Source organism: Cohnella massiliensis, assembly GCF_900169535.1.
Taxonomy (GTDB): Bacteria; Bacillota; Bacilli; order Paenibacillales; family Paenibacillaceae; genus Cohnella; species Cohnella algarum.
This window is the reverse complement of sequence record NZ_LT821258.1, coordinates 235,578-256,943: the sequence shown is the minus strand read 5'-3', so window position 1 is coordinate 256,943 and position 21,366 is coordinate 235,578. Positions and strand designations below refer to the sequence as shown.

Here is a 21,366-nt window from a genome sequence, read left to right as displayed (position 1 = left end):
GATGCGAGCGCTGGGCAATCCCCGCAACAGATGGCAAGTGAGCAAGGAGCACGTGAATTTGCAAAGGCTGCCGCCGCCCGAGCGCATCGTCGCGTTCGACGCGGAGCCGCAGCGGGTGACGATGGATTTGGCCCAATCGGCGATCGTCGTCATCGATATGCAAAACGATTTTTGCGCGGCCGGGGGATGGCTGGATCATGTCGGAGCGGATATTTCCGGCGCCCGCCGTCCGGTCGAACGGTTAAATCGGCTGCTTCCCGAGCTCCGCAATGCGGATGTGCCCGTCATATGGCTGAATTGGGGAAATCGGCCCGACCGGCTCAATTTAAGCCCGTCCGTGCTGCACGTCTACAACCGGAGCGGGGAGGACATCGGCCTGGGCGGGAGGCTTCCGTCGAAAAGCGCGGCCGTGCTGGAAAAAAACAGCTGGGGAGCGGCCATCGTCCCGGAGCTGGACGCCCGGGAAACGGACATTTACGTGGACAAGTATCGGATGAGCGGTTTTTGGGACACTCCCCTCGACAGCATCCTGCGGAATTTGAACGTCCGGACGCTGTTTTTCGCGGGAGTGAACGTGGATCAGTGCGTGATGGCTACGCTCGAGGATGCGGTTTGCCTCGGCTATGACGCCGTCTTGCTGGAGGATTGCAGCGCGACGAGCTCGCCCGCGTTTTGCGAAGAGGCGACGATCTACAACGTGAAGCAGTGCTACGGCTTCGTCGCGCGATCGACGGCGGTGCTGGCGGGAATGAAATGAAGGAGCTTGCGTCATTCGTCAAAAGGAGGCGGCGAAGGTGTCGTACATTACGGTTTCGAACTTGAGCAAACGTTTCGTGCGCCGGGGGCAATGGACCGAAGCTTTGAGCCATGTGAATCTGGACATCGAGCAAGGCTCGTTCGTGAGCTTTATCGGTCCGAGCGGCTGCGGCAAATCGACGCTGCTGCGGATTATCGGGGGCTTGATGAATGCCGAGGAGGGCGGCATCACGGTCGGCGGCCGGACGCCCGTCGAGATGCAGGCGGACAAGCAATTCGGATTCGTTCCGCAGGCGCCGGCGCTGTTTCCGTGGCGGACGGTGCTGCAGAACATGAACGTCCCGTTCGAAGTCAACCGCAGGAGCAAGACGGACCTCGCGGAGGAAAAAGGGGATCCGATCGAGCTTTTGAACTCCGTCGGGCTCGGGGACTTCCTGCACGCCTATCCGAAGGAGTTGTCGGGAGGGATGAAGCAGCGGGTCGGGATCGCCCGGGCGTTCGCTTCCGGAGCTCCGATCCTGCTCATGGACGAACCGTTCTCCGCGCTGGACGAAATTACGAGGGAAGTGCTCATGCACCAGCTTGTACAAATTTGGGAGAAGCGCAAAAAGACGGTTATTTTCGTTACCCACAACATCCAGGAGGCGGTCTATCTCTCGGACAAGGTCGTCATCATGTCCAGCCGGCCGGGCCGCATCACGAGCGTCGTCGATATCGATTTGCCCCGGCCGCGGGGAGAGGCGGGCATCGAGTCGCCCGAGTTTTACCGGTATGTCGTGCGGTTGCGGGAAAGCTTGCGCGAAAGGTGGTAATGGAGCGATGAGTCAAACCGTATCGGAGGCGGAAAGCCGCCCGGTTCTCACGGCGGGCGCAAAGGGGGAAGACGCCATGGCAGAGAAGAAGCACGCCGCCGTTTCGCGGGATTCCAGACTGAAAGGAGCCGCGAACACCGTTTTTACGCCGATGGTTACGTTTATCGCGCTGTTCGCCTTATGGGAACTGGCGGTCCGCGTTTTTTCCGTCAAAATGATCATTTTGCCGGCGCCTTCCGGCATCTTCGCGGAATTGTTCGGCTCCTTCGGCTTTTACGTGCCGCATATTTGGCTGACGTTTTATGAAGCGATTCTTGGCTTTTTGATCGGGACGGGCGTCGCGCTTGCCGGCGGCGTCTTGATGTCGCAGTCCCGGTTTCTGGAACGGACGCTGCTGCCGGTCGCCGTCTTGGCGAACGTTACCCCGATCGTGGCCATCGCTCCGCTGTTCATTATCTGGTTCGGCTTCGGAGCGCTCCCCAAAATTTTGATTTCCGCCATCTGCACGTTTTTCCCGATGCTGATCAATTCGATCACGGGCTTCCGTTCGATCGACGACAACAACTACGAATATTTGCGCTCGCTGCACGCCGGCAAATTCGAGATTTTCCTGAAGCTGCGCCTCCCGAACAGCTTGCCGTACATTTTTTCCGCCGCCAGAACGTGCATGAGCATGAGCGTCATCGGGGCGGTCGTCGGCGAAATGAACGGCGCGAGCGAAGGGCTCGGCAACGTCATCACGGTGTCGGGCAACTACATGCAGATGGAGCGGATGTTCGCCGCCATTATGCTGCTCGCCGCGATGGGGATTGTATTGACCGGCCTCGTGAAGGCCGTCGAGCGCAGGTTTTTGCACTGGCACAGCTCGGAACAGTGAAGGGCTCGGAGCAACAAAACGATAAAGCAGGGGAGAGGATTGGGGTTATGAAAACGAACAAAAAGGTTTGGGCAGTCATTGCGCTCGGCGTCTTGATGGCGGTTCTGGCCGCTTGCGGAGGGAACGGAAACGCTTCGGATTCGGCGGGTTCGGCGTCTCCGTCCGCTTCGCCGTCCGGCAGCGCCGGCGCTTCGCCTTCCGCGGAAGCGTCCGCTTCCGCATCGGCGTCCGCCGGGAATGCCGGCATCGATTGGGAAGCGCGGATCGCGGCAAACAAAGAAGCGGGCGAAATCAACTTCATGACCAGCTTCAACTATTCGGCTTCCCTTGCGAACGTCAACGCATGGGTGGCGGACGAGCTCGGCTACTTCGAGGAGCTGGGGCTTGACGTGAAGGTGCAGCCGGGGCTGGATGCCGACGGGATGAAGCTGCTCGCCGCCGGGCAGCTGCAATTCGCCCACGCCGGCTCGGGCAGCGTCGTCGTTCAGGCGGTGGCGAACGGAGCCGACATCAAGGGGATTTCCGTGATGGCTCCGGTCGGGTTGGGCGCGCTGATGGTGCTGGAGGATTCGGGAATCGACGACGTCAAGGACCTGGAAGGCAAAACGGTCGGCTACAAAGGAGCGATGGGCGCCAACTTCCTCGCGATGTTCAAAAACGGCGGCGCGGACGCCTCCAAAATCAAGCAGGTGTCCGTCGGCTTCGACCCGACCATTTTGAATACGGCGGACGTGGACGCCATTACGGTATTCAAATCGAACGAGCCGGCGACGATGGAGCGCCAGGGCTTCAAAGTGAAGCTGCTGTATCCGGAGGATTACGGCATCAACACGTCGTTCGGGGTCATGGTCGCGAACGGCGATTTCGCCGCCGAGCATCCGACGGCCGCGGAAGATTTCCTGAGGGCGATCATGAAGGCGCACGAATGGATTTTGGCCAACCCGGAAGAAACGATTGAATTGCTGGAAGCGAAGTCGGGCGGCAACTTCGACCTGGCCGTGGAAACGAACCGCCTGAAGGTGGAAACGGAGCTCGCCGCATCCAACAAGCACGAGGGACAAGGCCTTGGCTGGTTTACGCCCGAGCAATGGCAAGCGGAAATCGACATTTTGAACGATGCCGGCGTGCTGGCGCAAAGCGTGTCGGTCGATCAGGTGGCGGACAGCCGGTACGTTTCCGCGATTTACGACGGCGAACGATTGATTTGGCCCGAATAACGAAAGCCGATCCCCAAGCGGCTGCAAGAGGAGGAAAAAACCGTGCTGCAAACAAAGCAAATGGCGCTCAGGCACTTTTATTATCCGGTCATGCCGATCGAAGCTCTTCGAAACGGTCCTCAATCGTTCAAATTAATGGGACAAAACATCGTGCTGTGGCTGGACGAGCAGAACAAGCCGGCCGCGGCGATCGACCGGTGCTGCCACCGCACGTCGAAGCTGTCCAAGGGCTGGCTCCGCGAGGGCTGCATCGTCTGCCCGTATCACGGCTGGACGTTCAATCGGGACGGGAAATGCACCTGGTTTCCGCAATCGGAGCTGGAGGATCCGCCGAAGGTGTACAAAATCCAAAGCTACCGGTGCGAGGAACGGTACGGCTACGTTTGGGTCGCGCTGGAGGAACCCCTGACGGACATCCCGACGTTCCGGTATTCGGACGATCCGGGCTTTCGCAAAGTGGACGAGTTTTACGAAGTGATCCACTGCGCCGCCCTGCGCCTGATGGAAAACTCGTTCGACGTGGCGCACGTCAACTTCGTTCATAAAAACACGTTCGGCGACATCGACAACCCGATCCCGCCCAAGGTGACGATTTCCCAAAAGGAGTGGGGCTTCGAAGCCTATATGGAAATTCCGGTTCACAACAAATTGAACCAGAAGGTCAAGGCGTTGAACATGGACGAGGAAAGAACGGTGCGCAAGCAGCTCAGCGAATGGTTCATGCCGTTCATCCGGCAGACGAACATTACGTACCCGACGGGCTTGATTCACTCGATCGTCACGTGCGCCACGCCGATCGACGACGGCACCTGTCAACTGGTGCAGTTCGTCTACCGGAACGATCGCGAGGAGGACGTTCCCGCCTCGAGCATTATCGCCTTCGACCGAAACGTCGTCGACGAAGACATGGACGTGCTGGAAACGACGGAAATCAACGTCTCGATCGACTTGGCGAAAAAGCTGGAAAACCACATGCTTTCGGACCAGCCGGGCATTTTGATGCGGAAAATGCTGCTGGCGCTGTTGGAACGGCGAGGCGAGGCGGAAGCGAACTAGAGGTGGAAAAGATGAAGAAGAAAATACACTTCGGCTGGTTCACGGAATACGGTCCGATCGGGTGGGACAACCCGGATGCGACGGAGGGAGACTGGCGGCAGCCGGAGCTCTATCAGAAGATGGGCCAGCTGAGCGAGAAGGGCATGTTCGACTTCGCGCTGTTCGCGGACCATCTGGGCATCACGTCTTCCTTCGGGGACTCGATCGACCCTTACGTGAAATACGGCTTGAACGGCATCAACCACGATTCCACGCTGCTCGCCGCGATGGTCGCGGCCGCGACGAAGCATCTCGGCGTCGGCACGACCGTCTCGACGATGCTGACCCCGCCGTACGGGCTGGCGCGCCAGACCGCGTCGCTCGACCACCTGTCCAAAGGCCGCGTCGCCTGGAACGTCGTCACGACCGGAAACGTGGCCGGGTTTTTGAACTTCGGCATCGAGCAGCCGGAGCACGACGCGCGGTACGACATTGCCGAAGAGTACATGGAGCTGTGCTTTAAATTATGGAGCAGCTGGGAGCCGGATTCGGTTTTGATGGACCGCAAAACGGGCATTTTCGCGGATCCGGCCAAAGTGCGCCCGATCCGCTTCGAAGGCCGATACTTCAAGAGCCGCGGGCCGCTGAACGTGCTGCCGTCGCCGCAGGGCAGGCCGACGATCATTCAGGCGGGCGCATCGCAGCGCGGCAAGGACTTCGCCGCCAAATGGGCCGATGCCGTCATCGTCGGCATGCACTATTTGGATGACATGAAGGCTTATTACGACGACATGAAAGCGCGCGCGGCCAAATTCGGGCGCGATCCGGACCGGCTGAAGGTGTTTTTCATCGTCAAGCCGGTGATCGGACAGACCGAGGAACTGGTCGCCCGAAAGCTGGAGGCGCTTCGGAACCCGCCCGAGTCGGCCATCCATGCCGCCTTGTCCGCGCTTTCGTCCCGAATGAATTTCGATTTGTCGCGATTCAACCTCGACGAACCGCTTCCTCCGATCGACGAAAAGGACATTATGGGCGGGCAAACGACGCTGTCCCGGTTTTACACGGCCGGGCGCCGGCCGACGCTGCGGCAGGTCGCGATCGAAGAAGCCGCGGGCAACAAAGGCTCGATCGCGGGCACGCCGGAGCAAGTGGCGGACCAGCTGCAGCGCATCATGGAAACGGTCGGCGGCGACGGCTTCGTCGTCCGGGTTAACGTGCATGAGCAAGAATATATGCGGGAGTTCGTCGACACCGTCATCCCCGTGCTGCAGCGGCGGGGGCTGGCCCGCGAACAATATACGGGCAAGACGCTGCGCGAAAACCTGATGGAGTTTTAATCGGGCGTCCCGGCGATGGAGACTTGGCGAGGATAGGCGATGCTGGAGTCGGCCTAGGTTGGATTCGGTCGATGATGGTTTCGGCCGATGATGGATTTGGACTATGTTGGAGTCAGCCTATGTTGGATTTTATCCAACCGCCGGGGCGAGAAATGAGAAATTTCCGGTCTACAGTGGATTTTATCCAACGAAGATCGCAAATTTCGGACGGAATCATCAAAAAGGCCTCTCTTGATTGGACAAAATCCAGCGAAAGACGATGTGGGAAGCGAATAGGTCTCTCCTGATTGGACGAAATCCAACGAAGACAACGGGGGAGCAGAAGGGCCGCTTCTTCATTGAATGAAATCCGGCGGCGCCAATCCGGCATCACATTCTTTGTTTGCTGCCCGGCATTTAAACGTTAAAAAACCACCCGATGCGGGTGGTTTTTTGACAGCTTGACGTCACTCCGTTTTGAATTTCCCCGCCGCTTCCGCCAGCTCCTTCGTCAAGGAATCGATCGTCTCGACCATGCTGGCCAGCTGCTGCACCATCGCGGACTGCTCTTCCATCGTCGCCGTCACTTCTTCCACCGAGGCGGAAACTTCTTCTCCGGTAGCGGACAAGCTCTGGACGGAACCGAGCACGTCGTCCTTGTCGCCCGACATCGATGCGACTTCTTCGGCCATCCCCTTGATTTGCTCCGTAATTTCGCCGACGTTTTGGAAAATGGCGCGGAACGCTTCCCTTGCCTCTTCCACATAACGATCCTGCAAGCTCGACAATTCGCGGATTTCGTTTACGATATTATGGTTTCGGGCGACAAAAGAGATGTTCTGCTGGATGATATCGTGAATTTCGTTCGACTGCCGGGAGCTTTGCTCCGCCAGCTTGCGGATTTCCGTCGCGACGACGGCGAAGCCGCGTCCGTGCTCGCCCGCTCTCGAAGCCTCGATCGAGGCGTTCAAGGCCAGCAAATTCGTCTGCCCCGCGATATCCGCGATCGCCTCGGTGATGGAGCCGATGCTGTGGGAGCTCTCCTGCAGGTTTTTCGTAATTTCGCTGATTTTCAGCACTTCTTGTTCGTTCCGGTCCTTCGCTTCCGCCAGTTCTTCCATCACCTTGTTGCCGGAGTGGAACACGTCCACGATTTGTTCGGCCCGCTCCTTAATAGCGTTTGCCTGCTCCGAGAGGAAGCCGAACCGGACGCCGAATCCGGAAAACTTATCGACGATTTTCTCGGTGTCCTTCGCCTGCGACTCCATCGCGTTCGCGATTTCCGTGCTTGTTTTCGCCGTCTCCATTGCGGAGGTCGACGTTTGCTTGGCCGTTTGATCCAATTCGTAGGTGCTGGTGTTCAAAACCCGAATCGAACGGTTCATGTTCGAAATGAGCGCTTTATTTTGCTCCGCCATTCGATTGAAGCTGTCGGCCAGGTCCTTGAATTCGCCGCCGTAGTTGCCCTCGGCCTTTACCGTCAAGTCTCCGCTTGCAAGCCGGCCGAACAAGCCGTTCAATCGAACGAGCGGTTTCGTCATGTAACGGGAGAGCAAAATGCCCGCCGCGATCGCCACGACGAGCGCAATGATCGTAATAGCGACGACCCCGGTAAGCATGCTCTCAAGCGGCCGATTGATATCTTCGTAAGTGTCGGATACGACGACGACCCAATCCGCATTCGGAATTTTCGTGAAACGCATGTAGGTATCTTCGGAATCGATATCCCCCTGAATGATGTTCCCGGATGCCCGCTCGGCCAAAAATTCCGCGATGCCTTCCCCCTCGACCGGCTTTCCCTCCTGGCTCGGGTCCATCGAATGATAGAGCGTAATGCCGGACCGGCTCAGGATCGTCACATAGCCTTCTTCGTTAATTTTAACGTTTTTCAATTTATCGGTAAAAAAGTCGGTGCTGACGGTGGCGATAAACACGCCCATCACGCGATCGTTCGGATCTTTCACCGGTTGGGCGAACGTCACGACCAAATTGTTCGTGCCCCGGGAGATCAGGGCGTCGCTTATGACGCGGTTTCCTTCCATCGCCTGTTGAAAGTATTCGCGGTCGGAGAGGTCAAGCTGGAGCGAACCGTCGTTCGAGCTTGCCACGATGGTGCCCCGGCCGTCAATCAGGCTGAACGATTCGATGCCGGAAGTGCCTTGCAGGCTGGTTTTCAGCGTGTCGATGGCTTGCTGGAGATAAGGATTTGCCGCGGAGAAAAACTGGGCGTCGCTTTTTCCGGAATTCCGGTAATTCAGCAATTCGTTGTACGTGTCATGGGCCGATGCCAAATAAATGGATTGCTCCTGCAGTTGAACGGCCGACCACAAGCCTTCTCCGATCCGATCCCCGTTCGAGGCCATCTCTTCTTTGGCCTCCTTCGTCAGGACCGCCGATCCGGAAAAATAGAGCGAAACGCTCGTTCCCAGCAGCACGATGACGATGAGAAGGCTGATAAACAAAGGAAGCTTTACTTTCAGAGATACGCTTTTCCAATGAAATTTCTCTTTTTTGGTGACGTTCATGATGTCTTCGCTCCTAGTATTAGTGTTAGCCCCTCTATATATCGGCATTGACGAAGGCAGTCTGAACAGGCTTTTTTGATACCGATAAAAGTCGAAGCTGTCGGAAAATTCCCGGATCATGCCGAACGGCAAATGCCGATTTCGTTTACACCCGGAACGATGTACGGTAAGCTGAAATCGAGGGGTACCGGGAGGCGGTTGTCGAGTGAAGTTTGCAAGAAGCATCATGAAGCATGTCCTTGAGCACAAGCTGTTGCTTTGCATTTTTTTGATTAGCGTCGTTCTCGAAGTGGCCTATGCGGTAGCCGCGCCCGTCAGCCTGCAGTACCTGGTGGACGAAGCGTTCGTGCCGAAAAATTTCGACGCGTTTCTGATCATTCTGGGCGTTCTGCTCGGCGGGGGGCTTCTCAGCGTTTGCGCCAACTTTGCCGGCGACTTTTCGCTCGGCAAGCTGAGCGGAGAAGCGATTCGAAAGCTGCGGGGCGAGCTGTTCGCCCATTTGCAAAAACAGTCGTTCCCGTTTTATCAGCGCTACCGGATCGGCGACCTGGTCACCCGTTTTTCGGCCGACATGGGCTCGATCGAACGGGTCATCCGCGGTTCTTTTCCGTTGTTTTTGCGGGATTCGCTTTCCGCATTGCTGGGACTTGCGATGCTGTTCTCCATTGAGTGGAAGCTGACGCTCGCCGTCATGGCCGGCTCCGTGCTGATGTTCGCGGGCCCCAAGCTGGTGCAGCGCCGCGCGGAAACGGCCAACTCGAACTATAAGGAAGCGCAGGAGCGTTTTGCCAATACGATCGATGAAATGGTGAAGGGCCACGGGACGATCCGAAACCTGCACCAGCAGACCCGGTTCCGGGAGCTCGCCGCCCGGCAAATCCGGGAGCTGTTTTCGTTCGGCCTGAAAGTGCATGTTGCGAATTCCCTGATGGAAAGGCTGCCTCTGGTTGCATTGCTTGCGTTAAACGGGCTCATGATCGGTTTCGGCGGCTATCTGATTTTTAACGATCAAATGACGGTCGGCGGCTTTATGGCGTTTTTTACGTTGTTTATGAGCGTCGGACAGTCCGTCTCGAACTTGTCCTACTTGATTCCGAATCTGATCGAATCCGGGGTCAGCTTTCGCCGAATCGGAGACATATTCGAACAGAAGCCGTCCGTTCCGGAGGCGTCCGACCCGTTCGCGCTTCCCGGTTTCGCCGCGTCCATCCGGATGGATCGGGTAACCTTCGGCTACGACGGCCAAGCCGATCAATTGAAGGACGTCAGCCTCGACATCGCGGCCGGAAGCTACGTGGCATTCGTCGGCCCGAGCGGTTCGGGCAAAAGCACCGCGCTGCAGCTGCTGGCCCGTTTTTACGATCCGCGGGAGGGGGCGGTTTTCGTTGACGGCTGCGATTTGCGGAACGTCGGCGAAGCCTCCCTTAGAAGGGCGGTCACGATGGTGACGCAGGACACCTTTTTGTTTTATGCGACGGTTCGGGACAATTTGGTTTTGGACAACGCGGAGCTCACGGAAGAGGATATGATCGAAGCCGCCAAACTGGCGCGCATCCACGACATTGTCGCGGGCTGGCCGGAGGGATACGATACGTGGATTCATCGGGAGGGAGGCTCCCTGTCGGGCGGCGAACGCCAGCGGCTCGCCATCGCCAGGGCGCTTCTCCGGAATCCCCAGATTCTGCTGCTGGACGAAGCGACGTCCGCGCTCGATCCGGCGGCCGAGGCCGACATTAACGGGCTGATCGATAACCGCCTCCGGGACAAAACGATCGTCTCCGTTACCCATCGGCTTGCATCCGTCGTCAACGCCGATAACATCTACGTATTCAACGAAGGCCGGATCGTCGAATCCGGAACGCACGCTGAGCTGTTGCGGCTTGGCGGATTGTATGCCGATTTGTGGGACAAGCAGAACGGGTTTCGCCTGTCGAGGGACGGCCTGCGCGCCTCGGTCGACGCGGAGCGGCTGGCCCGGCTGCCGTTTTTCGCGGGAATCGACCTCGGGTTGCTCGGCAGCATCGCGGAGCTGTTCGAGAGCGAAACGTGCCGGGAAGGGACGGAGCTCGTGCGGGAAGGAGACGAGGGCCGCCAATTTTACATTATCGTTCGCGGGAAATTCGAAGTCGCGAAGACGATCGCCGGAGGAGGCGAGAAACGGGTGGCGGTGCTGCAGGACGGCGATCATTTCGGCGAAATCGCCCTGCTGAAAAAGATCCCCCGTACGGCAACCGTCAGGTCGCTCGTTCCGTCGATGCTGCTGACGGTGCGGAGGGAGTCGTTCCACCGATTGATCGAAGAGCATCCGCAGCTGCAGCAGACGCTGGAGCGGACGCTGCTCGAGCGCACAACCCCGAGGATTTCGCGATAAAGCCGGTTTTGATTGGACAAAATCGGACAAAATCCACGGAAGCTCTGTCGCACCGCGAGATGAAGTGTCGGCTAACGGCCGGTCAGTCGGCCAACGCCGTCGTCGCCCAGCGCTCCTCCATCGCCTGCCAGAACATTCGCATCGCGGGGGTGACAAGCTTGTTTCGGTGGCGCACGGCATAAATATGCCGATTGGCGGACCAGCCGGGAATGTTCCGCGACCGCAGCTTGCCTTCGGCCACCTCCGTCCGAACGCAGGCGCCGGCGATCATGCCGAAGCCGATCCGGTGCAGGACGGCCGCCTTGAGCGCTTCGGAGCCGGATACCTCCATCGTCGTCTCGAGCGCCACGCCGTTTGCCGCCGCCCAGTCGTCGATCAGCTTGCGGCTGATCGATCCCTTCTCGTGGGAAACGAAGGGATGCGCGGTCAACGTTTCGGGCGAAACGTCCCCGGCTTCGGCCAGCGGATGCTCCGGATGAAAGACGAGCATCAGATCGTCCCGCGTCAGCGGTAGCGCGACAAGATCGGGATCCTCGATCAGCGTCTGCGAAATGATGCCCAAATCGAGCTCGTATTGCTTGATTTTCTCCAGAATAAACGACGCGGGCCGGACATCGAGCAGGATCGACAGCCGGGGATAATCGCGTTTGAGCCGTCCCAGCAGCGGCGGCAGCATGTACGTGGCCGGCGTGTGCGTGCTTCCGATCGACAGCTTCCCCATTTGAAACCCTCTGTACACTTCCATCGTCGACTCCGCTTCCGAGGACAAGGCGCTGATTTGCGATGCGTAATGGTAGAAGGCCTCCCCGGCTTCCGTCAGCCGGATGACGTGGTACGATTTCGTGTGAAACAGCGATACGCCCAGTTCCTCCTGCAGCTTGTTCAGATGGAACGTGACGGTAGGCTGGGTAATGTCCAGCTTTTGCGCCACCAAATAAAGCTTTTGAAGCTCGACGGCGAGAACAAACGCTTTCAACTGCTGCAGATTCATGGAAATTTCTCCTTTCGGACGGGTCCTCTCAATAAATTCTCTATACGCTTGCTTTCTTGATCATAGATAATATGAATCTTAACTTATATTTCATAGATTTGATTTAACTTCGTGTTAACGCGGGGTTAATTCATCGAAAATCCGCCGCTTGTACACTGAAGAGGAGATCGGGAAGGGAACCCGATAATCGCTTCAACAAACGGAGGGTGACATGAAAACGAAACAAGGAAACAAGGGTCATCTGCTGGCGGCGCTGATGGCGGCCGTTCTGCTGCTTTCGGCTTGCGGGGCCGGCAACGGAAATTCGAACGCGGGCGGTTCGGGAACGGGCGCGCAGAGCGCTTCCCCGAGCGCGTCGCCGAGCGCTTCCCAGGAGGCGCAAGGAGCCGCGGCAAGCGGCGAGGCTTCCGAAGATACCGGGGAGACGATTTACTTGTACGGTAACGATTTCGTCGACTTTATCGCGCCGAAGTTTGCCGAGGAGACCGGCTACAAGATCGAAGCCGTACATTACGGCGGCGGCGAAGCGCTGGCCAAAATCGAGGCCGAGCAAGGCAATCCGCAGTGGGACGTGCTTATGATGGACGGGCACGGGTCCGTCCGCAGCCTCGCCGACCGCGACTTTCTGCTGACGGGCTGGCAGCCGGACAATCTCGGCAGCCTGTCCGAAACCGGGGCTTCGCACGTGCCGGAGGATCTGGCCTACTTCCCGGTCGGCATTCACGCCTCGGGCGTCATCGCCTACAACACGAAGCTCGTAACCGACGACAAGGCGCCGAAAACGTGGGACGAGTTTTTCGCGTTCGAAGGCACGGTCGGCCACGCCGATCCGGCGGTGGCGGCTCCCGCGTACCCGCTCGTTTCCGCCCTGTTTGAAAAATGGGGAATCGAGGAGGCGGAGCGGAAGTACGAGCAGCGCTTCAAGGACGGAATGAACATTTATCCGAAAAACGGTCCGGTCGGCAACGCCCTGCTCAGCGGGGAAATTCAGGCAGCGGCCCTTCAGGAGCATAACGCATACGAACTGAAGCTGTCGGGAGAGCCGGTCGAGGTCATCTGGCCGGAGGAAGGCGCGCCGGGAAGCCTGCGGGTCGTCGCCATCAGCAAGCACACGAAAAACCCGGCCGCGGCCAAGGCGTTCGTCGAGTACATGCTGAAGCCGGAAACGCAGCGGATGATGACGGAAATCGAATCGACGGAAAGCTTTTTCACCCCGCTCGCCGAAGGCGTGGAAGGAAGAAGCGAGCGCGAGGCGGACGGCAAATTCCTGCTGCCGTCGGCCGAATGGGCGGCGGAGCGCGAGGTGGAGATCAAAACGTGGTTCGCGGATCAAAACGTAAAGTAGGAGCCATGCGATGAAAGCCTCGGAAGCGCGTTGGGGAGGCGGGGTCACCCTCCTCCTGTTTCTTTTTATTTTTTTGCCGCTGCTTGCCGTATTGATCAATGTCGTCTTTCCGGGCTTTTTCTTCGGGAAGTTCGAATACGGGGGCTTCGGGCTTGTCGGCGAAATTTTCCATCGCCCGTTGTGGCGGCAGTCGTTATGGAACTCGCTGCTGCTCGCCCTAGGCGCCGCCACGCTCGGCACCGTCATCGGCGGCGCGCTCGCCGCCGTCCGCGCGCGTTGGAACTTCGCCGCGGGACGATTGCTGGATACGGCGGCATGGCTGCTGCTGATCGCGCCTTCGTTCATGATCGCCCAAGGCTGGGTGCTGTTCGCCAGCGCGGACGGCCTCGTTCACCAGTGGCTCGGCTGGACCTGGGCGACGTCGTTTATTTTTTCGCCGTCCGGGCTCGTGTTTGTCATGGCGCTCAGCAAATTTCCGCTGGCGTATCTCGCGATCGTAGCGGCGACGGAATGGAACGTCCGGCAGTTCGGCCAGGCGGCTCGGCTGAACGGCGCCAAGCCGTTTTCCGTCTGGAGGACGATTGAGCTTCCGCTCGCCCTGCCGTCCTTCCTTGCGGGCTGGACGCTCGTGTTCATGGATACGATCGGCGATTTCGGCCTTCCGGCCGCTTTGGCCACCGTCTACAAATTTCCGACGCTGACCTATTCCATTTACTCGGCGATATACCAGTCGCCCGTCCGCTTCGACATGGCGGGGGTGCTCGCCTTTTATCTCGTCGTGCTGCTCGCGCTCGCGATGACGCTGCTGCTGTTTGCCGTCCGGCGTTCGCGGTTCGATTTTCTGAACGCCAAAGCGGTCCGAACCGCGCAGGAAAAACCGCGGCACGCCTGGGCGTACAACGGGGCGGTCGGCGCCTTCCTGCTTGTCTGCCTCGGCGTTCCGATCGGATCGAGCGCCGCCGTGTCGCTCCTGAAGCGAACGGGAGAGGGATTCGCCGCGAACAACCTGACGCTGGAGCATTACCGAAGCCTGTTCGCGGGCGTCGCGGGCGACCACCGGCTGCTCGGCTATCTGGAAGGTCTGTACCATTCGCTTTCGATCGCCGCCGTCGCGGCCGTGTTCAGCATGCTGATCGGGTTCGTCACGGCCTATGTGCTGAGCTTTACCGAGTCCCGGTTCAAATCGGCGCTGCAGCTGTTTTCGGTCGTATCGCTGGCCGTTCCGGGCGTCGTGCTGGGCATCGGCTACATTTTTATCTGGAACCAGAAATGGCTGGAGCCGATTGGCCTCCATCTGTACGGCACCCCGGCGCTGCTCGTCGTCGCCGGAATTGCCGGCGCCATTCCTTACGCCGTCCGGGTGCAGATGGGCGCGTTCGGCACGCTGTCCGGCACGATGCTCAAGGCCGCGGCCATCCAGGGCGCCGGCGTGTTCGACCGGATGCGGCATATCGTGCTGCCGCTTGTGCGGCAGTCGCTGCTCATGGCGACGCTGGCGTCGTTCGGCACGAGCATTTTCGATCTGGCGCTGGCGTCGATGCTGAAGCCGGCCAATTATTCGCTGATGCCGCTTGTCATCGACAAAGCGTTCGAATTTTCCCAGTACGGCTATGCGACCGCCGCGACCGTCGTCAGCTGCGCGATCGTCGTGCTGTTGATCCTGGCGCTGCAGACGGCCGGACGCTGGCTGTTCCGCCGCCTGGACCGAAACCGTCTTTAGGAGGACAACCGATTGAGTGCGATTTTAAAACTGAAAGGCGTTTCGAAAGCGTACGGAACGCAGCAGGTGCTGAAGCCGATTTCGTTCGAGGTCGGGGAGGGGGAGCGCATCTGCATTCTCGGCCCTTCCGGCTGCGGCAAATCGACGCTGCTCCAGCTCGTGGCCGGGCTGGCCCGCATCGACGAGGGCGAAATCGAAATGAACGGCGTCGTCGTGGAACGGGGGAACCATTATGTGCCGCCCGAAAACCGTCCGATCAATATGGTGTTTCAGGATTACGCGCTATGGCCGCATATGTCGATCCGGCAAAATATCGAGTACGGCATGAAGCGGAGGAAGGTGCCGAAGGGCGACATGGAAAACCGGCTGCGCCGGCTCCAATCGCTGCTGAAGCTGGACGGGCTGCTGGAACGGCTGCCGGCTCAGCTGTCCGGCGGCCAGCAGCAGCGGGTCGGCATCGCCCGGGCGCTGGCGACGGAGCCGAGGCTGCTGCTGATGGACGAGCCGCTGTCCAACCTGGACGTCAAGCTTCGGACGGATATGCGAAGCGAGCTGGCCGGCCTGCTCGGCGACTTGTCCATCGCCACCCTGTACGTGACGCACGACCGGATGGAGGCGTTCACGATCGCCGACCGGATTCTCGTGCTGCGGGAAGGCGGCATCGATCAGATCGGCAGCCCGTCCGAGCTGTTCGAGCGCCCGGCGACCCCTTGGGTGGCTCAATTGATGGGCTATCACAACCGGTTGAAGGTCCGGTTCGGAGATGCCGCGGATTCGGTCGTCCTGGCGGCGGGCCGGCCGGTCGAGGGCGTGCGAATGACGCCCGGCGCCTACGCGGGCGCCGGCGTCATGATGCTGCATCCGGAATCGATTTTCGTATGCGAAGGTTCCGTGTCGGACGGCGGGAACCGGCTCGAAGCGAAGGCGATTCGGGCGATCTACGAGGGGACGAGGTGGCGCCTGATCGTCGAGACGGCCGACGGACAGCCGCTCCATCTGTTCCATGACGAAAGGGTGGAGCCGGACGCGCGGCTGACGCTTCGTTTGCCCGCGCAAAGCGTCATGCTGTACGCGGATCCGGCTCGTTCGGCGGATGGGTAGGCTGTTCGCGGCGTCCGACATCCACGGGCACGGGCACCTGCTGGAATGCCTGCTGGACCGGGCGGGGTACGTGCCGGGAACGGACCGGCTGATTCTGCTGGGCGATTACGTCAACAAAGGTCCGGATTCGGCGGGTACCTTGGATCTGGTGCACCGGCTGTGCGCCGAAGGGGCGGTCGCGCTGCAGGGCAACAATGAGCGCAAATGGCTTGCGGGCGTGCCGGTCGCGACCGTTCCGGATGGGCTGGCGGCGGCACGTTATCGCCGTTTTATCGCCGGCATGCCGCTGTGGACGGAGGACGACGGTTTTTTGTTCGTGCACGCCGGCTTGCGTCCGGGCATTCCCCCGGGGGATCAAACGCCGGAGGATTTGACGGAAATCCGGGAGCCGTTTTTCCGCTCCCCCGCTATTCCGGGCAAAATGGTCGTGTTCGGCCATACGTCGACTTACCGCTTCGGCCTCAGGCCGGACGAGCTTTGGCTCGGAGACGGCAAGCTCGGCATCGACACGGGGGCCGGTCACGGCCTTTTTTTGAGCCTGGTCGAATTGAGCGAGGGCTTGCAGTGGACGGTTTCCGTCTCGCCTCCGTATGCGGTCAGGCAGGTTCGACTGCGGCGGCCGCCGTTGAGCGCAAAAGGAACTTATTAGCGGCCGAAACGGTCCGTTATTCGGGGCATCGCCGAAAAAAGGTAACTAACGGCGTAAGTAGGCCGTTAATTCGTTTAAGCGAGGCCGAAATCGGCCCGGCAACGGGAATAACGGTCGCTAGAGGCCGTTATTTGCGAAAAATCCCGCACTGCGAGCAAATAACGGCACCTGAAGGCCGTTAATTCGTTTGAGCGAGCCCGAAATCAGCCCGGCAATGGGAATAACGGTCGCTAGAGGCCGTTATTTGCGAAAAATCCCGCACTGCGAGCAAATAACGGCACCTGAAGGCCGTTAATTCGTTTGAGCGAGACCGAAATCGGCCCGGCAATGGGAATAACGGTCGCTAGAGGCCGTTATTTGGGAAAAATTCCGCAGTGCGAGCAAATAACGGCGCCCGGAGGCCGCTAATTCGCTTGAGCGAATTTATATGAAATTTCGAACAAGCCGGCCGGAATTCGGAGTCCGATGGGTGAGTTTGTATGAAATTTCGCACAAAACGGCCGGAATTCGGAGTCTGGAGGGGGATTTTGTATGAAATTTCGAACAAATCGGCCGGAATTCGGAGTCCGGAGGGGGATTTTGTATGAAATTTCGAACAAAACGGCCGGAATTCGGAGTCTGGAGGGGGATTTTGTATGAAATTTCGAACAAAACGGCCGGAATTCGGAGTCTGGAGGGGGATTTTGTATGAAATTTCGAACAAAACGGCCGGAATTCGGAGTCCGGAGGGGGATTCTGTATGAAATTTCGAACAAAACGGCCGGAATTCGGAGTCTGGAGGGGGGGTTGTATGAAATTTCGAACAAATTGCCCGGGATTCGGAGTCCGAAGGGAGAGTTTGTATGAAATTCGAACATAGTGGGTTGCCAGCCGTCCCAAACTACGCGCGTGAATGTCGACACTCTCCGCTCAATCCTTAGCTGGAAGTCAAGACCTTCAACTGCTTCTCTTGGTAGGCTCCCGTACCCGTTAACGCATAAACTATGCAATCGCACGACCAATCCTCGCACGGTACGGGATGCGACCAAGAGCATGAGATCGACGCAAGCACTCTGCGTACAAAACGGCGCCTTCAGATGCTTTAGGCACAGCTCGGCGTATTACATCGACGCAGACGCTTTGCGCGCAAAACTGTATCTTGGGCTAAGTACCGTGCGGCGATACGCCGTTACAAATTACGAAGTAGCGAAACGGTCGAGCTGCTGCAGCAGCTCGCAGCCGTGCCCATCCCGTACCGTTCACCACCCCGTCGCAGCTTTAAAAGCCGCTTTCGTACCGACTACCCTGCCGCATGCTGCCTGTGCCCGTCGCAACCGTGCAGCAGCCCGTACTGTTTCCACCATTCCCCAGCCAAACCGGCGACCAACACCCATGCTGCCTGTGCCCGTCGCAACCGTGCCGCAGCCCGTACTGTTTCCGCCATTCCCCAGCCAAACCGCCGACCAACAACCATGCTGCCTGTGCCCGTCGCAACCGTGCAGCAGCCCGTACTGTTTCCGCCATTCCCCAGCCAAACCGGCGACCAACAACCATGCTGCCTGTGCCCGTCGCAACCGTGCCGCAGCCCGTACTGTTTCCGCCATTCCCCAGCCAAACCGCCGACCAACAACCATGCCGCCGTGCTTTCGCTAGCCGCCGTACCCCGACTTTTCCGCTGGACTTCGGCCTTTCCGCCGTGCCCGGCCCTTCGCCGTACCGCCGCCCCTTCGCCGTTCCGCCATCCCGCGGCCGCCTCAGCCTACCGCTTCCTTCATTCGGCCGTAATAGCTGGAATGGTCGTTGTCGAAGCTTTTGTGCTCGTCCAGCATGCCTTTGGCCGTCGCGTCGTTCCATTCGTCGGGATCGAGCAGCCGCGTCTTCTCTTGCTTCAAATGCTCCTGCAGGCCGTGAAGACGGCTGAGCAGCGCATCCATTTCCTCCGGGCTGAGCAGATCCTCCATGACGGCAACAAGCTCCTCGTCGCGCAGCGCGAGAATTCGCTCGGCCAGCTCCTTGTCCACGAAGCGGCTTATGCCGGGGAATTCCTTCCTCCCTTTGGCGACGGTTTTAATTTTGCCGAACGCCATGTCGTTGTCGATGCCGGTAACCCCGAGCACGCGGCCGCTTTCGTCGAACTGGATGAAAAAGTTGCCGAAGTGCCGGTCGACCTGCATCGCGAGCGCATCGATCAGCTGCAGGCGGGACAGGCAGCGCTGCAGGTTCGAATCGTGCAGATCGATCGCCGGCAGCCCGCCTTCCTGCCCCGGTCCGCTTGCGCCCTCGGCGAGTTGCCCGCCCTTCATCAGCGAGCCCGCCTGTTTCCCTTGCGCTTTCAGCATGAAGGTGCCCTTTTGAATTTCGGTTCCCGTGTTGCGCAGCGCGAATTCGGTCCGGGCGATGACCCCGGCGCCGAGCAGCTGATCGAGCCGCGACATGGCCACGTTGCGCTCGGCGAGGCGCGCGCTTTTCAAATCGATGCCCGCATGGTCCCTGGCGACCCAGGCCTCGTCTTCGGCCTTGTTGAATTCGGCCTCGGAAGCCGTGGGAGGGAGCTCGTCGCCGGTCAGGATGACGTCCTTCGTTTCCTTGAACACGCCCTCGTCCCCGATCCCGCTTTCAAAAAACGAAACGCTGTTCAGATTGCCGCGATCGACGGCCCCCGTCGCCATCGCGTTATCCAGCTGAACGGTTTTGAACGGGGAGGCGCTCGTGATGAGCTTCCACTTCGGCTTTTTCATTTCCGGATGGCGCTTGTGCTCCTCGACCGTCGACTGGACGGCCAGCTTTTCCATCGGAATCGCGCGTTTCAGCCTTCGCATGTAGGCGGTTTTTTTGTCGGCTTTCTTGTCCGCGATGTATTGCTCCGCCGCGTTCTCGACCGTGGCGTAAAGGCCCATGACGTGCTCGAGCTGATCGTCCATCTCCGCGGGAGCTTCCCCGAGAACGGTACCGTCGACATAGCGGTCGAAGGCTTCGATTTTGTCGAGGACGCCGCGGTAACGCGTGCTGTTTTCCTTCAAATTTTCCTTCATCTTTAAGAAGCGGCCGACGCGCGTGCCGGCTACCTTGTTTTTGACGTGCTCTTTCGGAGGGCCGAGCTCGCCGATCACGTCCTGCTTGCTCGGCAAGCGCTGGATCGGCTGCGCTCCCGCCCCTCCGGCCGTCCGAGCCGCGGCCTCGCTGCCCGCGACTCGCTGGATCGCGCCCGCAGCCGGGATGTCGGCGTCGGCGGCCTTGGCCCCCAGCTCGTCCGCTTCGCGCTCCAATGCCGGATCGTCGTTGAGCGGGACGCCGGACGCCGTCGCGCCGGTCGGGACGACGCGGCCCGCCTTTTGCTGCAGCACGTGCGCAAGCTCGTGGCCGAGCATCCGCTGGCCGTCCCGGCTGTGAGGGGCGTACTGCCCCGGAGCGAAATGGATGTCGGTCCCCTGGGCGTAGGCGAGCGCCCCGGCCTGCGTCGCGGACGCGGAATTCGGGTGAATCGCGACATCGGAAAAATCCGCCCCGAACGCGGCTTCCATTTTCGCGAGAACTTCGGCCGGCATGCCGCCGGGTCCGGTTTTTCGCTGCAGCGGAGCCGCTGCTGTAGCGGCTTCGTGCGCGCCGTCCCGCAGCCGCTGCAGGGAAGCCTGGTTCCCCTGAACGGAAAGCCGCTGCATCGCAAGCAGCAGATCGGGCGGGGAGGCGGCCCGCCGTTGAAGCGGCGAGGGACTTGCCTTGCCTAAGCCCGAATAAGGAGAGGAAACGGCCTTGTCGCCGTTTCGGAAAGTACGGGAACGTTCCAAGTTATGCACGCTCTTTTCCTGAATGAACGAATCTGCGGAATCGAATCTATCGACCCCGAATCGACTCTATTATAACTCAACTTGGGCGTATCTGCGGGGCTGCGCGCGCCGAAACGGGGGAGAATTGAATCGAATAAAAAAGGGTTGACAGCGATAAACGGCTGAATTATGATAGTGTAATTTAAAAATTTAGGCATACAAATTTCGATTTCGAAATGCCTTCGCCTTACGACGGACAAGCTTTTGCCCGCCGCCCCTGCAGCGCCGTTTCGAATTCCATTCAACAATTAAATTTACATAGATTTCTTTGACGAACCGAAATAAACACAAACAAGACCCGGGGGAGACATGGAGCTATTTGTCGGATTGGATTTTCCGTTCGCCGTGAATCAAGAGCTGGAGCAAATTCAAAAAAGGCTGCGCCGTTTCGACCCGTCGGGCAAATACGAACCTCCGGAAAACTACCACCTGACGCTCCGCTACATCGGGGAGCTGCCGGAGGCGGAATCGGTAACGGCGAACCTCGAACCGATCGAATGCAAGAGGTTCCGGCTGCGGCTTCATGAACTCGGCATGTTCGAAAATCCCGAAAAAACCGTGATCTGGGTCAACGTGACGGGGGAGAACGAGGCGCTGCAAACTCTTCAGCGAAGGATCGACCGCACGCTGACCGACGCGGGCGTTCAGGTGGAGCGGTTCTCCTTCGTTCCCCACATCTCGCTCGCCTATGACTGCCGAAACTCTCTTTCCGATTATTTTTCGTCTTGCGAGGTTACGCCGTTATCCTTTGAGGTATCGGACTTTCATTTGTATGTCGTGCACCGTTCTCCGGAAGGCTCCCGTTTTCGAAAGATCAGAACGTTCAATTTGACGGAATGAGGGATCGG

15 protein-coding genes are annotated in these 21,366 nt (G+C 59.2%); 12 read left to right on the top strand and 3 right to left on the bottom strand.

What is annotated here, in order from left to right:
* The first annotated feature begins 1 nt into the window (after position 1).
* From B7E11_RS10820 to B7E11_RS10795, 6 genes are read left to right on the top strand one after another with little or no spacing between them, the layout of a single operon-like run.
* A complete protein-coding gene (locus tag B7E11_RS10820) occupies positions 2-757 on the top strand; it encodes a cysteine hydrolase family protein (protein WP_080834258.1) in 756 nt (251 codons plus the stop codon).
* A gap of 37 nt (positions 758-794) precedes the next feature.
* Positions 795-1,568 carry an ABC transporter ATP-binding protein gene (locus tag B7E11_RS10815; protein WP_080834257.1) on the top strand — a complete coding sequence of 258 codons (774 nt, stop codon included), beginning with the start codon at positions 795-797 and terminating at the stop codon, positions 1,566-1,568.
* A 7-nt stretch (positions 1,569-1,575) separates the two neighbouring features.
* On the top strand, positions 1,576-2,445 hold the full coding sequence (locus B7E11_RS10810; RefSeq protein ID WP_176220694.1) for an ABC transporter permease: 870 nt from the start codon (positions 1,576-1,578) through the stop codon (positions 2,443-2,445).
* 47 nt (positions 2,446-2,492) lie between these two features.
* Positions 2,493-3,662, top strand: coding sequence for an ABC transporter substrate-binding protein (locus B7E11_RS10805; protein ID WP_080834253.1), 1,170 nt, complete (start codon positions 2,493-2,495; stop codon positions 3,660-3,662).
* 42 nt (positions 3,663-3,704) lie between these two features.
* The gene (locus tag B7E11_RS10800) at positions 3,705-4,718 is read left to right on the top strand and encodes an aromatic ring-hydroxylating dioxygenase subunit alpha (protein WP_080834251.1); all 1,014 of its coding nucleotides are present in this window, start codon (positions 3,705-3,707) and stop codon (positions 4,716-4,718) included.
* Between the two features lie 11 nt (positions 4,719-4,729).
* On the top strand, positions 4,730-6,034 hold the full coding sequence (locus B7E11_RS10795; RefSeq protein WP_139787147.1) for an NtaA/DmoA family FMN-dependent monooxygenase: 1,305 nt from the start codon (positions 4,730-4,732) through the stop codon (positions 6,032-6,034).
* Between the two features lie 446 nt (positions 6,035-6,480).
* Here B7E11_RS10795 and B7E11_RS10790 read toward each other — a convergent pair whose 3' ends face one another.
* Positions 6,481-8,538: a methyl-accepting chemotaxis protein gene (locus tag B7E11_RS10790; protein ID WP_080834247.1), complete on the bottom strand. Its 2,058-nt coding sequence runs from the start codon at positions 8,536-8,538 to the stop codon at positions 6,481-6,483.
* 205 nt (positions 8,539-8,743) lie between these two features.
* On the opposite strand from B7E11_RS10790, the gene B7E11_RS10785 reads away from it, so the two are divergent.
* The gene (locus tag B7E11_RS10785) at positions 8,744-10,909 is read left to right on the top strand and encodes an ABC transporter transmembrane domain-containing protein (RefSeq protein WP_080834244.1); all 2,166 of its coding nucleotides are present in this window, start codon (positions 8,744-8,746) and stop codon (positions 10,907-10,909) included.
* Between the two features lie 82 nt (positions 10,910-10,991).
* Here B7E11_RS10785 and B7E11_RS10780 read toward each other — a convergent pair whose 3' ends face one another.
* Positions 10,992-11,900 carry a LysR family transcriptional regulator gene (locus B7E11_RS10780; protein WP_080834242.1) on the bottom strand — a complete coding sequence of 303 codons (909 nt, stop codon included), beginning with the start codon at positions 11,898-11,900 and terminating at the stop codon, positions 10,992-10,994.
* A 211-nt stretch (positions 11,901-12,111) separates the two neighbouring features.
* On the opposite strand from B7E11_RS10780, the gene B7E11_RS10775 reads away from it, so the two are divergent.
* From B7E11_RS10775 to B7E11_RS10760, 4 genes are read left to right on the top strand one after another with little or no spacing between them, the layout of a single operon-like run.
* Positions 12,112-13,245 carry an extracellular solute-binding protein gene (locus tag B7E11_RS10775; RefSeq protein ID WP_080834239.1) on the top strand — a complete coding sequence of 378 codons (1,134 nt, stop codon included), beginning with the start codon at positions 12,112-12,114 and terminating at the stop codon, positions 13,243-13,245.
* A gap of 10 nt (positions 13,246-13,255) precedes the next feature.
* Entirely contained in the window at positions 13,256-14,965 is a 1,710-nt protein-coding gene (locus tag B7E11_RS10770; RefSeq protein ID WP_080834236.1) for an ABC transporter permease, read from the top strand.
* Positions 14,966-14,977: 12 nt separating this feature from the next.
* On the top strand, positions 14,978-16,066 hold the full coding sequence (locus B7E11_RS10765; RefSeq protein ID WP_080834234.1) for an ABC transporter ATP-binding protein: 1,089 nt from the start codon (positions 14,978-14,980) through the stop codon (positions 16,064-16,066).
* On the top strand, positions 16,059-16,715 hold the full coding sequence (locus B7E11_RS10760; protein ID WP_080834232.1) for a metallophosphoesterase: 657 nt from the start codon (positions 16,059-16,061) through the stop codon (positions 16,713-16,715). The genes B7E11_RS10765 and B7E11_RS10760 overlap by 8 nt, the downstream gene beginning before the upstream one ends.
* A gap of 1,733 nt (positions 16,716-18,448) precedes the next feature.
* Here the strand turns inward: B7E11_RS10760 and B7E11_RS10755 are convergent.
* On the bottom strand, positions 18,449-20,479 hold the full coding sequence (locus tag B7E11_RS10755; protein ID WP_213084135.1) for an eCIS core domain-containing protein: 2,031 nt from the start codon (positions 20,477-20,479) through the stop codon (positions 18,449-18,451).
* 348 nt (positions 20,480-20,827) lie between these two features.
* Here B7E11_RS10755 and thpR point away from each other — a divergent pair, with 348 nt between their 5' ends.
* Entirely contained in the window at positions 20,828-21,358 is a 531-nt protein-coding gene (gene thpR, locus B7E11_RS10750; protein ID WP_080834229.1) for an RNA 2',3'-cyclic phosphodiesterase, read from the top strand.
* The last annotated feature ends 8 nt before the right edge of the window (positions 21,359-21,366 follow it).

Bases quoted from the DNA above. Each gene is read 5' to 3' on its own strand.
- B7E11_RS10820 (WP_080834258.1), top strand. From the start codon at position 2: ATGCGAGCGCTGGGCAATCCCCGCAACAGATGGCAAGTGAGCAAGGAG.
- B7E11_RS10810 (WP_176220694.1), top strand. From the start codon at position 1,576: ATGAGTCAAACCGTATCGGAGGCGGAAAGCCGCCCGGTTCTCACGGCG.
- B7E11_RS10805 (WP_080834253.1), top strand. From the start codon at position 2,493: ATGAAAACGAACAAAAAGGTTTGGGCAGTCATTGCGCTCGGCGTCTTG.
- B7E11_RS10795 (WP_139787147.1), top strand. From the start codon at position 4,730: ATGAAGAAGAAAATACACTTCGGCTGGTTCACGGAATACGGTCCGATC.
- B7E11_RS10790 (WP_080834247.1), bottom strand. From the start codon at position 8,538: ATGAACGTCACCAAAAAAGAGAAATTTCATTGGAAAAGCGTATCTCTG.
- B7E11_RS10780 (WP_080834242.1), bottom strand. From the start codon at position 11,900: ATGAATCTGCAGCAGTTGAAAGCGTTTGTTCTCGCCGTCGAGCTTCAA.
- B7E11_RS10775 (WP_080834239.1), top strand. From the start codon at position 12,112: ATGAAAACGAAACAAGGAAACAAGGGTCATCTGCTGGCGGCGCTGATG.
- B7E11_RS10770 (WP_080834236.1), top strand. From the start codon at position 13,256: ATGAAAGCCTCGGAAGCGCGTTGGGGAGGCGGGGTCACCCTCCTCCTG.
- B7E11_RS10760 (WP_080834232.1), top strand. From the start codon at position 16,059: ATGGGTAGGCTGTTCGCGGCGTCCGACATCCACGGGCACGGGCACCTG.
- thpR (WP_080834229.1), top strand. From the start codon at position 20,828: ATGGAGCTATTTGTCGGATTGGATTTTCCGTTCGCCGTGAATCAAGAG.